We start from the raw sequence: 14,740 nt of genomic DNA, 5'->3' as shown, positions 1-14,740 counted from the left end.
GAGATGGGGAGATGGGGAGATAGGATGTATTAGATATCTCCCACTCATCCAATCATCAAATCAATTATTACCCATTTTTTATCAATTAATTCTCCACCAGAACCTATTTTCTGGAGATACGCTTAGGGCTTCTATGCTAGAGGGAGTGTGGGAAGTGTGGGAATAAATTACAGCATATTTTGGACTAATGATGTACAAGTTTAAATGGTAAAGTTTTTGTAGCACAGCCATCTTGCCTGTTAGCTCTGTACCTCACGAGCAACGGGAAGTGCTGTAAAAATGTGTCTCACTGCACTACTAATATGAAATGCTAAAATTTTTGCTACAAATACTGAGGCTTTTTCAAGGAGTTATGAGTCAGGCGGAATAGCCTCTTAATCATTTATTTAAAGTAAAAATCTATTTTTCTCAAATAGATAAGTCTTCAGTAAAGTCTTTTAAGCACTATACTATTTGTAGCATTATTTGTTAGATTTTATATAAACTAAAACCCATTTAAAATGCGTCTTAGCAATTCAGAAGTTAGAAGTAATAAGAGTTGTACTTTTAACTTGGTACACAACAAATTAAGTGGTTTAAATGCAAAACAGCTTATCATGTCTAGCTTACAGGGCTTTTCAGATGTATAAACCACATCGTCATAACCAAAACCCTCTAAAGGCGATTTCCGTTTGTCATACTCCGCATTCCGTCAGGAAAACGCTGCGCGACATGAAACGCAAAAGGATTTAACCTTACATTTAACAAAAAGTTTCTCAGGAGCAAAATTATTTCCGAATTAACTCGACTGCATTAGAATAAATAGAGTGCCTAACTTTCTCCTTCGTTATTTTTATGGTTAATCTTGCTGGATACCAGGATTTTATTCAAATTCATAAGAGTGCGAACTCTCTAGTTTATCGCGCTCGGCGAGTTAGCGATAGAGCTACTACCACACTCGGTGAACCCCAACCCGTCATCCTAAAATTTCTTAACCAAAACTATCCAACCTCCGAGCAAATTCGACGCTATAAACAGGAATATTATCTGACTTGCAAATTAGAGTCTCCTGGTATTATCAAAGCTTATAGTCTAGAAGAATGGCAAAGAAGCTATGCGATCGTATTTGAAGACTTTGGGGGAATATCCTTAAAACGATGGCTAAAGGAGCATAAAGTTTTATCCCCCTCAGAATTTTTAGTCCTGGCGATCGCAATTACTGAGATTCTAGGACAAATTCACGCTCAAAATGTTATTCATAAAGATATTAATCCCGATAATATTGTTTTTAATCCTAAAACTAAAGAAGTTAAAATTATTGACTTTGGGATTGCTACCCAACTTAGTCGAGAAAACCCAACCCTGAAAAATCCCAATGTATTAGAAGGTACTCTAAGTTATATTTCTCCAGAACAAACAGGAAGAATGAATCGGGGTTTAGATTATCGCTCAGATTTTTATTCTTTGGGAGTAACTTTCTATGAAATGTTAACGGGAAAATTGCCTTTTGTAAGTTCAGATCCTTTAGAGTTAATTCATTCTCATATTGCTAAACCTCCTCCGTCAATTATTAGTCAAGCACAAAAAGAGCAGAAAAAAATTCCTCCAGTGCTGGCAGATATTATGATGAAATTGAAAGCCCAAAATGCTAAATCTCGACCTTCAAATATTGGAAATATTGGTAAGGTAACAGTGAGTCAGACAGCAATTCCCCCTGTACTGGTAAATATTGTGATGAAGTTGATGGCCAAGAATGCGGAAGACCGCTATCAAAGTGCTTATGGGTTAAAAGCAGATTTAGAAGAATGTGGCCGACAACTAGAAGAAACAGGAAATATTAATTCTTTCCCACTAGGTCAACAGGATACTTCCGATCGCTTCCAAATTCCCCAAAAACTTTATGGCAGAAAAAAACAAAGAGCAACTTTACTAGAAGCATTTAAGAGGGTTGTCGCCACGGGAAATGTGGAACTGATGTTAGTGAGCGGTTATTCTGGTATTGGTAAATCATCCCTTGTGCAAGAACTTTTCAAACCGATCACTGAATTTCGGGGTTATTTTATCTCTGGCAAATTTGACCAATTTCAACGCAACATTCCTTATTCAGCAATTGTAGCAGCTTTTCGTGGATTAATTGGGCAATTATTAGGAGAAAGTAGAGATACGTTGCAGGTTTGGCGAGACAAATTATTGCAGGCATTAGGAAAGAACGGACAAATAATCATTGATGTTATTCCTGAAGTAGAATTAATTATCGGCAAACAACCTGCCGTTGCTATATTAGGAGCAAATGAAGCACAAAATCGTTTTAATCTTGTTTTTNGATTAATTGGGCAATTATTAGGAGAAAGTAGAGATACGTTGCAGGTTTGGCGAGACAAATTATTGCAGGCATTAGGAAAGAACGGACAAATAATCATTGATGTTATTCCTGAAGTAGAATTAATTATCGGCAAACAACCTGCCGTTGCTATATTAGGAGCAAATGAAGCACAAAATCGTTTTAATCTTGTTTTTGGTGATTTTATTAGTTGTTTCTGCGACCAAAAGCATCCATTAACTCTATTTATTGATGATTTACAATGGGCAGATTTAGCAACTTTGACATTAATTGAACAGCTATTAATAGCAGGAAAAACCAAATATCTTTTACTCTTAGGAGCTTACCGTGATAATGAAGTTTTGGCAAGTCATCCTTTGGCTATTTCTCTTAACAACCTGAAGCAAAACAAGGCTGCAATTAACAAAATTAAGTTAAAAAAATTACCTGTATATCAAATTGCTTGTATCATCGGTGATACCTTGAAGCAGAAGCCAGAAAAAGTTTGTGACTTAGCCTGGTTAGTTAGGGCAAAAACAGGAGGAAATCCTTTCTTTGTTAATGAATTTTTAAAAGCATTATATAGCGAAAAATTACTAAATTTTAATCATAAATTAAGAGTTTGGGAATGGGATATAAAAGCGATAAAGGCTAGGAGATTTACAGATAATGTTGTGGAATTGATGGTAGGCAAGCTGCAAGAGTTACTAAAATCAAGTCAAGAAATTTTATCTCTTGCTGCTTGTTTGGGAGCAGAATTTGACTTAAAAACTATAACTTTGGCAGGACAAATTTCTGCCAAAGAAACTTTTCAGTTGTTAAAAATTTCTCTTGACCGCAACTTTATTTTACCCCAGTCCGAATTGGATGAAAATCTGCTGATTCAATCTTTTAAATTCAGCCATGATCGCATTCAGCAAGCTGCTTATGCTCTAATTCCCGATGACAAAAAAAACCAGACTCATTATCATATCGGACAACTGCTGTTACAAAAAATGTCCCCAGAAACCAAAGAAGAACAGATTTTTGAACTTGTCAATCAATTAAACTATGGAACAGCTTTAATTAGCGAACAAACCGAGCGAGATGAATTAGCTCAACTAAATTTGCTTGCCTGTCGCAAAGCTAAAGATGCCAATGCTTATCAGGCAGGTCGTGAGTATGCCAGCATTGGATTATCATTACTAGGAGAAAATGCTTGGTCTAGGCAATATGAATTGACTTTAGAATTCTATGAGCTGGGGACGGAATTAGCTGCTTTATGTGGTGATTTTGAGGTGATGGAACANAGATGAATTAGCTCAACTAAATTTGCTTGCCTGTCGCAAAGCTAAAGATGCCAATGCTTATCAGGCAGGTCGTGAGTATGCCAGCATTGGATTATCATTACTAGGAGAAAATGCTTGGTCTAGGCAATATGAATTGACTTTAGAATTCTATGAGCTGGGGACGGAATTAGCTGCTTTATGTGGTGATTTTGAGGTGATGGAACAGTTGATTGAGATAGTCATTGCCAATACCCGCTCTTTACCAGAACAAGTGAATGTTTATCGAATTAGAATACAAGCATATAATACCCGACATCAACAAAAAGAAGCAATTGTAACTGGACAACAATTTTTGCAACAATTAGGTGTGACTTTTCCCCAAAAACCCACAGAAGACGATATTAAAGAGGCAGTTTCCGAAATTTACCTACTGCTTGGCGATCTCCAAATCACAAATTTAGTCGAGCTGCCAATGATGCAGGAGCGAGAAAAAATTGCTATTGTGGAGATTGCCACTAGCATGATACCATCTACTTACCTTTCAGGCTCTTCGTTATTTCCATTATTGGTATCTTTGTCAGTCAAACTATCTATTCAATATGGAAATATTGGAGCTTCCGCCTTTGCTTATTCTTGTTATGGCATCGTTGCTTGTAGTGTATTGCAAGATGTCGATGTGGCGGTAGAGTTTGGTCAACTAGCACTACAGGTAGTCTCCAAACTGGANTATGGCATCGTTGCTTGTAGTGTATTGCAAGATGTCGATGTGGCGGTAGAGTTTGGTCAACTAGCACTACAGGTAGTCTCCAAACTGGATTTAAAAGGGATGAAGCCGTTGGTAATACATATTGTCATGTTCTTTCTCCTCAATTATAAATCTCACATGAAAGAAACCCTTTCTCCATTGCAAGAGGGATATGGAATAGGTTTAGAGGTGGGAAACTTGGAATATGCTGGTTACAATGCTCATGGTTTTTGTTTACAATCTTTTTGGTCAGCTCAACCTCTAGCTGAGTTGGAACAGGCGGCTCATACTTACTTTGATGGGTTAGTTCAATTGAATCAATTGGTAGCAGCGAATTGGTGCCGCAGTTGTTGGATCTCAACATTAAATTTACTGGGAATTGCTAAATATCCCACGATTTTATCTAGGGATANCGTTGGTAATACATATTGTCATGTTCTTTCTCCTCAATTATAAATCTCACATGAAAGAAACCCTTTCTCCATTGCAAGAGGGATATGGAATAGGTTTAGAGGTGGGAAACTTGGAATATGCTGGCTACAATGCTCATGGTTTTTGTTTACAATCTTTTTGGTCAGCTCAACCTCTAGCTGAGTTGGAACAGGCGGCTCATACTTACTTTGATGGGTTAGTTCAATTGAATCAATTGGTAGCAGCGAATTGGTGCCGCAGTTGTTGGATCTCAACATTAAATTTACTGGGAATTGCTAAATATCCCACGATTTTATCTAGGGATACTGAGCAAGAGGAGGAATTTATCTCTCAAATGGTGTCTGTTAATGACTCCTTGGGATTATCATTTTTTTACTTATATAAGATGATGCTGTGTTATTTGTTTGAGAAAATAGAATCTATTGAAAAGGATGTAGAAGAAATTAAGGGGTATGTGCTAGCATCTCCAGGACTGGTGACTCAACCACTGTTTTCTTTTTATGATTCTTTGATAGCATTAGCAAGTTTAAGTAAAGCCAAAAACAAAATATCAGAGGTAAAAGAACTCCGAAAAGGCTTCGGAGCGCGACGGACTGCGCGTGGTCTCCGATCAGGTGGGCTCGCCCACCTCGACCCTGGAGCTCGCGCCGGCCCTGTGGGACGTGCTACGTCTGGGCGGACGGGGCACCTACCACGCCTCCTGCGCGGGCGAGGCCAGCTGGTACGACCTGGCGCGGGCCACCCTCGAGCTGGCCGGTGATGCCACGCCGGTGGAGCCCTGCAGTTTTCGGCCATCTTTTGCTCCCATGAATTACCAACATAAAGTAGATTTAGTGGAGGCAGAAAAATGCCGAGTATTGGGAAAAAAAGGAGAAGCAATAGAGCTATATGATCAGGCGATCTTAGGAGCCAAAGAGAATAAATATATTCAAGAAGAAGCTCTGGCAAATGAACTGGCAGCCAAATTTTATCTTAGTTGTACTAAAGAAAAAGTTGCTAGTATCTATATGCAAGAAGCCTACTATTGCTATGCAAGTTGGGGAGCAAAGGCTAAGACTAACCAACTCGAAGAAAAATATNGCAATAGAGCTATATGATCAGGCGATCTTAGGAGCCAAAGAGAATAAATATATTCAAGAAGAAGCTCTGGCAAATGAACTGGCAGCCAAATTTTATCTTAGTTGTACTAAAGAAAAAGTTGCTAGTATCTATATGCAAGAAGCCTACTATTGCTATGCAAGTTGGGGAGCAAAGGCTAAGACTAACCAACTCGAAGAAAAATATCCTCAACTTCTCGCTTCTATTTTCCAAAGTGAGAAATGTTGCCCTCATCCTAATCATACCATAATCCAAACTTCTTCTGGAGGTCAAGTAACTACCACATCTTCAGACCTAGACCTAGCTTCTGTGATCAAAGCATCTCAAGCTATATCTGAGGAAATAGAACTAGAAGTATTACTCTCCAAAATGACTCATATTGTTGCAGAAAATGCTGGAGCTAACAAATGTGTCTTGCTTCTAGACAACTCTGGTAGTTGGGAAATAGTTTCCCAATGGGTTAATGGAAACCATAGCTTGTGTAATATTCCTATAGATGGCATCAACATTCTACCTAATAGCATCATCAATAATGTTAAACGGATGCAACAAACTTTGCTGATCAACAACATTGAACAAGACAAAATTTTTGCTAGAGATTCATATCTGATTGAAAACCATCCTAAAAGTCTTTGTTGTACTCCTATTCTCAATCAAGCCAAACTTATAGGTCTCCTTTACTTGGAAAATAGTTTGACTGTAGAAGCTTTTACTGACAAACGAGTAGAAATTTTAAATTTGTTATCCTCTCAAGCTGCTATTTCTATTCAAAATGCTAAATTTTATGCTCAAGTTAGGGAAAATGAAAGTAAGTTAAGACAGTTTATTGATGCGATGCCAGTTGCTGTTGCCATTGTAGATGCTTATCGCCATCCTTATTACACGAATCATATAGCACGGGAATTACTGGGTAATAAAGTGCTGAGTAGGTTAAGTGAAATTTCTGAGGTTTATCAAATTTATCAAGCTGGTACTGAGGAAAAATATCCAGAGGCTAATTTACCAATAGTACGCGCTCTAAAGGGAGAAACTGTCAGGGATGACAATATAGAAATTCACCAAGGCGATCGCCGANTTGTTGCATCCGTTTAACATTATTGATGATGCTATTAGGTAGAATGTTGATGCCATTGTAGATGCTTATCGCCATCCTTATTACACGAATCATATAGCACGGGAATTACTGGGTAATAAAGTGCTGAGTAGGTTAAGTGAAATTTCTGAGGTTTATCAAATTTATCAAGCTGGTACTGAGGAAAAATATCCAGAGGCTAATTTACCAATAGTACGCGCTCTAAAGGGAGAAACTGTCAGGGATGACAATATAGAAATTCACCAAGGCGATCGCCGAATTGCTATTGAAGCTTGTGGAACACCCGTCTATGATAAACAGGGAAAAATTCAGTATGCAATTACTACTTTTCAGGATATTACGGAACGCAAGCAGGCAGAAAAGATTCTTTCAGACTACAACCAAACTTTACAGCAGCAGGTTGCGGAGCGTACTGCTCAACTGGAACAAGCTAACCAGGAATTATTACGCATTGCTAATTTAGATGGACTTACTCAAATACCTAATCGTCGTAGTTTTGATGAATACCTCGCCCTTGAGTGGCAACGACATCTGCGAGAACAACAATTTTTGTCTTTGATTATGATTGATATTGATTATTTCAAACGTTACAACGATCATTATGGACACCAAGGTGGGGATANCTCAACTGGAACAAGCTAACCAGGAATTATTACGCATTGCTAATTTAGATGGACTTACTCAAATACCTAATCGTCGTAGTTTTGATGAATACCTCGCCCTTGAGTGGCAACGACATCTGCGAGAACAACAATTTTTGTCTTTGATTATGATTGATATTGATTATTTCAAACGTTACAACGATCATTATGGACACCAAGGTGGGGATAATTGCTTGATTCGTGTGGCGCAGGCCATATCACAAGTTCCTCAACGGCCAACTGATTTAGTCGCTCGTTACGGTGGTGAGGAATTTGCGGTAATTTTACCCAATACAAATATAGAGGGTGCGTTTACTATTGCTGAGTCTATTCGCCAGGCGATCGCTTCTGTTTCTATCCCCCACGCTCAGTCTGAGGTGAGTCAGTTTGTGACATTGAGTCTGGGTGGTGCTAGTATGATTCCTACTATTAAAGGTACTTCAGAAGATTTAATTGCTCTGGCAGACCACGCTTTATATAAAGCTAAGAGGCAGGGACGCGATCGGGTAGTTTTCAGTACAAATTAGGGTAGTCTTGCTCGTGTAATATCATATCTGGTTGAATAGTTATAAATAAGAAGGGAGGAGTCAGGAGTCGTAGGAGCGTTTGCGAAGCATTCCGGAACGGAAATGGCCATGTGCTAACGCAAAGCTCCGCTTTATATGTCGCTCCGCGTTAATGAAGTTGTGCGATAGCAAAACGCCCCTACAGGAGTCAGGAGGAGAGAGAATTACAAAGATGAGCGTAGTTATGAACATTGGAGATTTTTTTATGTCCAATCAAGGGGATTTAATATAATACCACTTTGAAAAAAGAATGTTACCAATAATCAGGAAATGAACAAGTTAAAGAAGCAGTCAGCACTCAGTAGTGGACTGACACAGCTAAAATGGTGCAATAGTAGGGGCGGGTTCTGGCGGAAATTTCAATGCTAAACCTAAGATTTAGATCAACCCGCCCTGATGCACACCCATTAGTTGTGTCACGCTAGTACGATCTTTTCAGGGTGAACCAAGCTGATAGCTGAATGCTAAAAGTTGATAGCTAATTAAAATCAAACAGACACTTTGAATTTATTTATTCTTTCAATTACTTTCTGATAATCAGGTTTAATTTCTAAGACAATTTTGTAAGAACTAACAGCATCTTGAACATATCCTAATTTTTCCAAAATTAATCCTCGTTGAAACCAAACATCATGATTACCAGGTCTTAAAGAAACTATTTGGTCATAGGCAGCGATCGCCTCTTCATACCTCTCTAATTGTTCCAGCATCAAAGCTAATTGTGACCAGGCTTGATAATTACTTGGCCAAATATTAATAGCTTGATTATAACTAAACATAGCTTCTTCATAATTTGCCATTTTTTCTAAGCTTAATCCCCGGTTGAACCAAGCATCAAAATTATCTGGTTCCTTTCCAATTACCAAATCATAAGCTGCTATTGCTTCAGCATATCGGTCTAATTTTTCTAAAGCTGCACCTCTTTGTAAACCAACTTTAGCAACATAAATTCCTTGTTTAAAACTCATTTCAATTACTTTGTCATAAGCTGTTAATGCTTGCTCGTACTTCTGGAGTTTTTCTAATGCCTCACCTCGACAATTCCAAGCCTCTAAAAAAGATGGCTCAATACTAATGGCATTACCATAAGCAATAAGAGCTTCATTATATTTCTCCAGTGCTATAAATGCTTTACCTCGACCTAACCAAGCTTCTGGATAATTAGAATTAATTGTAATTGCCTGATTAAAAGATTCTAATGCCTCGCTATTTTTAAATAAATCTAATAAAATATAACCACGACTAATCCAAATTTCTGGTGAATTTGGATAGAAATTAATTGCCTTATCCAAACAAGCAACGCCTCCTTCTTTCCAATTATTTTTTAAAGCTAATCCTTTATAATACCAAGCTTCATAATCATCGGGATTTAATTTAATTGCTTTATTAAAAGAAGAGACAGCATCGTGATATTTGTGTAGTTTACTTTGAGCAATACCTAAGTTAAACCAAGCTAAATAATTTTCAGGTTCTAATTCTATTGCATGGTCATAACTAATAATTGCTTCTGCATAACGTTGAGTTTTTACTAAAGCTAATCCTCGGTTCAACCAAATCAGATAATTATCAGGTTGAAGTTTCACTGCACAATCATAAGCTGCTAATGCTTCAGGATATTTTTTTAGAGTTAATAAAGCTTGCCCTTGACCATACCAAATTTCTCCTTTCATTGGTTGTATTTTTAGTGCTTTTTTGTAACAGTTTATGGCAGGTAAATACTGTTTTTATTCAGTTAAAACAATTGCTTTATTAAACCATAGTTCGTAGTTATTTTGGTTGATTTTGATTCCCTTGTCAAAGCAGGCGATCGCTTCTTCATACTGGTTTAAGTTAGATAATACGACTCCATAACAATTCCAAGCTTGATGAGCGTTTGGTTTGAGCGATAGGGATATTTTATAAGCTTCTACTGCTTGTTCATAATTTTGCAGTTTATATAGGGTATCAGCTAGTTTTAACCAACCTATCGCCCAGTCTGGTTTAATTTTAACTGCGTTTTCGTAGTAGGGAATGGCTGACTCGTATCTACCCATCTCATAAAGTCTGTTGCCACGGTCATATTCTGGGAATGCAGAAAATATGCTAAAAATTCCCTTGGAGGGGGAAAGAGTTTGGGTATTTGCAGTGTCTAACGTAGTTAAAAATGTCAATTTTTGGGATGATTGGGAATGAGTTTTGGTCATAGTTTTTTTCCTAGAACCAGATAGCCTATATCTGGGAATATATTATACTCTTTGTACTCATTTAATATCTAAATGANCACGGTCATATTCTGGGAATGCAGAAAATATGCTAAAAATTCCCTTGGAGGGGGAAAGAGTTTGGGTATTTGCAGTGTCTAACGTAGTTAAAAATGTCAATTTTTGGGATGATTGGGAATGAGTTTTGGTCATAGTTTTTTTCCTAGAACCAGATAGCCTATATCTGGGAATATATTATACTCTTTGTACTCATTTAATATCTAAATGATCGTACCGTTAAGCAGAAATTTATTGAGTAGATATTTTCAGATTAAATCATATTCAAGAATATGTAATTATAAACTCATATTAAGTACCTAAGCAAAATTATTTACCTATTTTAATTCTCTGCGCTCTTGAGAATGCAAAGAATTTAGCTTTTTATAGATGTGTTATTAATTTTGCACGACCACTTAGCAGTTCTTTAATATAATATAGCGGTTCTCACAAAGGTAGACTACAAAAATTCCTCCTTCTTCCTTCTTCCTTCTTCCTTCTTCCTTTAAACCCAAATCTATGTACTCTATATTAATGAAAATTGCTATACCAATTCCCATGCATTATTGCTATACTTGGGCGATACTTCAGTTATTAACTAATCAGCACAATCATAATCATTTTTTTGCTAATTGTAGCTAGTTTAATGTTAATTATTCTTATNATGCATTATTGCTATACTTGGGCGATACTTCAGTTATTAACTAATCAGCACAATCATAATCATTTTTTTGCTAATTGTAGCTAGTTTAATGTTAATTATTCTTATGTTTGCTTCTCTGTACGGACGTTGCACAGGCAAAAATGCGTTTTCCGTTCCAGAATGCTCCGCTTTCCATGTTGCGCAGCAAAACGTCCCTACCTAGTACGGACGTTGCACAGGCAAAAATGCGTTTTCCGTTCCGGAATGCTCCGCTTTCCATGTCGCGCAGCCAAACGTCCCTACACTCCCTCACTCAACAAAATGTAGAAAAGTTGTTGAGAAATGGTATTATATTATGTCCGTTGGTATCGGAGCGTGTAAAAGCCGTGGAAATATCTNTTTTCCGTTCCGGAATGCTCCGCTTTCCATGTCGCGCAGCCAAACGTCCCTACACTCCCTCACTCAACAAAATGTAGAAAAGTTGTTGAGAAATGGTATTATATTATGTCCGTTGGTATCGGAGCGTGTAAAAGCCGTGGAAATATCTACACTTATGTAAGATTTTTCCTTTTCTTAAAGCTTCTTCCTTCTTCCTTCTTCCTTCTTCCTTACCTTCCCTATACAAGACCGATGCTACCGGACATGATATTAGAGCCAGGCTCGAAAAACATTTGGCCTTAAAAGGCGTTGCTCTAGACCCAATTATTTTGGTAAATATTCTCTGATGAGCATTGTATGAATTGCAACAAATACCATGAGATATTACTTTAGTCAATAAAAATTAGTTTAGCAAAACTTATTTATTTTATTCAAAACATTTATACTTGTGAAGAGTCAAGACGCGACAATTAGCTCTATTGGTGTAACAATCAAATAGGTAACAAAACAGGTTAACTATATAGCTGAAGTTAGAAGTCAGAAATTAAATTCTTGCTCTGACTAAATTTGAGAGGAGTGAGAATGTCTGTCTGCGCTAGTCATGGCGACTGCTATATATCCACTTTCTAAGGGAAAAGCTTATTAATCAAGAGTATAGAGACCATGTTTCTTAAGACTTAAAGACAATTAGGTAGCCTAATTAGAAAGATTGATTACTCCGAAATATTGGGTAAAACTACTCTCTGCGGAAGCCTGTCAAAAAAATGTAGAGCTTCACAGCTAGATATTTTTCTAGCCAACGAGTGAAGGCAAACAAAATCATCTTGAGTTGCTATTAGTTAGAGACATCATAATATTTTTATGCCAAAATGCCGATAGAACTGTAGTTGAATTATTTACAATTAAAACAGTACAGTTGAAACACAACTGATAAAATTATCTAATCTAATAAAAATTAGGAGATAGTCGTCTGTCAAGATTGAAATGAGGAATAGACAATCTCTGAAAACTATGTCAGTTAATAATTCTCTATTCCTAGAAGAAGATTATTCCTCAAAACAAATTTGATAGCCTAATAGGAGTTTGTTGACACGCTGAAAGTAAATTGGGCATTCATTTACAGTGGGCTAACCATAGAATACCGTGTATTCTATGCTCTGGAGATGTCAACATAACATAGCTAGTCAATGCAAAAATTCAACCTTAGCTAATCATCAAAAAATCCTTGGTAGTTTGGAGACCTCCGCGCTTCAACTAGGGGAGAAAAACGAGTGGGCGGAATTTCCCCCAATCAAATGTTGACCTAGTTAGGAGTCTTTAAACCAGGAATATCCTGAACCCCCCCACACTCTGCTGTGGGGAATAATTTTACTGGAAATTCAAAAGTCAATATCAAAATTAATTTTTGGCTTGTGAATTTTGCCAAATAATTGACAACTAATACTCAAATTTTGTATTTCCGGTAATGCCAAAAAATACATTGTAGAAACCAATAGTAAAGTCTTTAAAACCATGCACGATCTGGCAAAAACAACAGGGGTATGGATGAGACCCCAAAACACTAACATTCTAAATGCTATGACTGCTCGTATCTATACTACAATACCTAAATTTAAGCCATTAAGCCCTTTGAGAAAATGGCTAGATCGCATAGAAATTAATAATCCCAAATTCGCAAGATTTCTATGCAAATTAATTCCGAGTCAGTGCCCATTTGAGCGCGATATCAGTTTTTTTGGTCATGTCTTGTTTCACATTCCTCCTATGTGCAAACTTAACCCTCTTTACAATGAACTAATTGATTTGAGGTTTAGAGCTTTGTGTTATTTGGCGGATGTGTGTGGAGAAGATGTTACCTCATATTGCTAATATTGTCAAGAATAATATTCCGCATTTCTACCGCGTTTTATCTCAGCAAAAGCCGAAAACGCAGGTTAACTTTTTGCATCAATACAAGCTTTCCCACTCAGTTAAAAATTAATACAGCATATTCGATCTGAGTTAAGTACATAATCAGGGCAAAATCCCCACCAGACAAGGCTTTTAAGATTAATATTTGTACTTCATTTATTTGAAAATATGCTGTAAATTTCCATTGAGTTTTATTTTTAGTGAGAAAGTAAGTAGCATAGATTATTGTAGCTAAATTCCAATCGTAGCCATTAATAAACCTTTAAATAATTTCATGCCATCTGTATTACCTAACATTGGGTCTGATGCTCTCTCTGGATGAGGCATCATTCCCAACACATTGCCTTGACGGTTGCAGATACCAGCGATATTGTTAAGGGAACCATTGGGATTAGCTTCTGGACTAATTTCACCATTTTCTGTACAATAACGAAATAAAATTTGACGATTATTTTCCAAATCTTTCAAAGTATCTGCATCAGCATAGTAATGACCCTCACCATGAGCTATTGGCAAACTAATCACTTCTCCTTTTGTATAAGCAGATGTCCAAGGAGTATCATAATTTTCTATTTTGACAGGAACTTGATTGCAGATAAAATTTAATTTTTGATTTCGCACCAATACTCCAGGTAATAACCCTATTTCTGTCAATATCTGGAAACCATTACAGATCCCTAAAACTAACTTACCTTTTTCAGCATGGGCAATAGTTGCTTTCATTACAGGAGAAAAACGGGCGATCGCTCCACATCTTAAATAGTCGCCATAACTGAAACCTCCAGGGATAATTATTACATCCAAATCAGAAATATCTTCTTCTTGATGCCAAACCATGCGAGTTGGTTGACCCAATAAACCCTGAGTTACCCAAGCTACATCCCGATCGCAATTGGAACCAGGAAACATAATAATGCCAAATTTCATATAAATTTTAAGTTAATTTAAACTTGTTTATTGCTAAAAATTAAGAAAGGGTCTTAAAACAAAATCTTCAGTTAAATAGAGATGTTAGTCAGGGGAGGGAATGGGGAATAGTTCATTAATTGATAATTGATAATGGATAATTGATAATTACCTCTGGTTAAACAATAAACCCTGAGTTACCCAAGCTACATCCCGATCGCAATTGGAACCAGGAAACATAATAATGCCAAATTTCATATAAATTTTAAGTTAATTTAAACTTGTTTATTGCTAAAAATTAAGAAAGGGTCTTAAAACAAAATCTTCAGTTAAATAGAGATGTTAGTCAGGGGAGGGAATGGGGAATAGTTCATTAATTGATAATTGATAATGGATAATTGATAATTACCTCTGGTTAAAAGCGTTACAGAATTGAATATCAGGAAATATCCTAGCACTTTTTTTCCCCTTAATAAAAGGGGAGGCTTTAAACCAAAATTATTTAATTATTAATTATTAATAA

5 protein-coding genes and 5 pseudogenes are annotated in these 14,740 nt (G+C 36.8%); 7 read left to right on the top strand and 3 right to left on the bottom strand.

The genetic code is table 11. The features are described 5' to 3' along the window. Positions 1 to 834: 834 nt before the first annotated feature. The 6 genes and pseudogenes from AFK68_RS42950 to AFK68_RS31255 form a co-directional block, all read left to right on the top strand. Positions 835 to 2,301: pseudogene (locus AFK68_RS42950) on the top strand (AAA family ATPase); the annotation flags it as partial. Between the two features lie 39 nt (positions 2,302 to 2,340). After that, a pseudogene (locus AFK68_RS47180) lies at positions 2,341 to 3,587 on the top strand (AAA family ATPase); the annotation flags it as partial. 1,756 nt (positions 3,588 to 5,343) lie between these two features. Further along, positions 5,344 to 5,823: pseudogene (locus AFK68_RS47175) on the top strand (sugar nucleotide-binding protein); the annotation flags it as partial. A 133-nt stretch (positions 5,824 to 5,956) separates the two neighbouring features. Beyond that, a pseudogene (locus tag AFK68_RS47170) lies at positions 5,957 to 6,916 on the top strand (GAF domain-containing protein); the annotation flags it as partial. Positions 6,917 to 7,037: 121 nt separating this feature from the next. Then, positions 7,038 to 7,557, top strand: a pseudogene (locus tag AFK68_RS43865) (diguanylate cyclase domain-containing protein); the annotation flags it as partial. 147 nt (positions 7,558 to 7,704) lie between these two features. Then, positions 7,705 to 8,103 (top strand): diguanylate cyclase, encoded by a 399-nt coding sequence (locus AFK68_RS31255; RefSeq protein ID WP_371357641.1) that lies wholly within the window; start codon positions 7,705 to 7,707, stop codon positions 8,101 to 8,103. 527 nt (positions 8,104 to 8,630) lie between these two features. On the opposite strand, the gene AFK68_RS31250 is transcribed toward AFK68_RS31255, so the two are convergent. Together AFK68_RS31250 and AFK68_RS31245 are read right to left on the bottom strand one after the other, a co-directional pair. Beyond that, complete coding sequence (locus AFK68_RS31250; RefSeq protein ID WP_256386691.1) at positions 8,631 to 9,848, bottom strand: tetratricopeptide repeat protein; 1,218 nt, start codon at positions 9,846 to 9,848, stop codon at positions 8,631 to 8,633. 18 nt (positions 9,849 to 9,866) lie between these two features. After that, entirely contained in the window at positions 9,867 to 10,325 is a 459-nt protein-coding gene (locus AFK68_RS31245) for a tetratricopeptide repeat protein (protein WP_094677956.1), read from the bottom strand. A gap of 2,653 nt (positions 10,326 to 12,978) precedes the next feature. On the opposite strand from AFK68_RS31245, the gene AFK68_RS31240 reads away from it, so the two are divergent. After that, positions 12,979 to 13,269: a Mo-dependent nitrogenase C-terminal domain-containing protein gene (locus AFK68_RS31240; protein ID WP_094677974.1), complete on the top strand. Its 291-nt coding sequence runs from the start codon at positions 12,979 to 12,981 to the stop codon at positions 13,267 to 13,269. A 273-nt stretch (positions 13,270 to 13,542) separates the two neighbouring features. Here the strand turns inward: AFK68_RS31240 and purQ are convergent, their stop codons facing one another. Further along, positions 13,543 to 14,238 carry a phosphoribosylformylglycinamidine synthase subunit PurQ gene (gene purQ, locus AFK68_RS31235; protein WP_094677954.1) on the bottom strand — a complete coding sequence of 232 codons (696 nt, stop codon included), beginning with the start codon at positions 14,236 to 14,238 and terminating at the stop codon, positions 13,543 to 13,545. Between the last annotated feature and the right edge of the window lie 502 nt (positions 14,239 to 14,740).

The organism is Hydrocoleum sp. CS-953 (assembly GCF_002260545.1).
Classification (GTDB): Bacteria; Cyanobacteriota; Cyanobacteriia; order Cyanobacteriales; family Microcoleaceae; genus Trichodesmium.
This window is presented reverse-complemented; position numbering and strand designations above follow the sequence as displayed.

What these genes read in the sequence shown, in the direction of transcription:
- AFK68_RS31255 (WP_371357641.1), top strand. Translation starts at nt 7,705, where the DNA reads ATGATTGATATTGATTATTTCAAACGTTACAACGATCATTATGGACAC.
- AFK68_RS31245 (WP_094677956.1), bottom strand. Translation starts at nt 10,325, where the DNA reads ATGACCAAAACTCATTCCCAATCATCCCAAAAATTGACATTTTTAACT.
- AFK68_RS31240 (WP_094677974.1), top strand. Translation starts at nt 12,979, where the DNA reads ATGACTGCTCGTATCTATACTACAATACCTAAATTTAAGCCATTAAGC.
- purQ (WP_094677954.1), bottom strand. Translation starts at nt 14,238, where the DNA reads ATGAAATTTGGCATTATTATGTTTCCTGGTTCCAATTGCGATCGGGAT.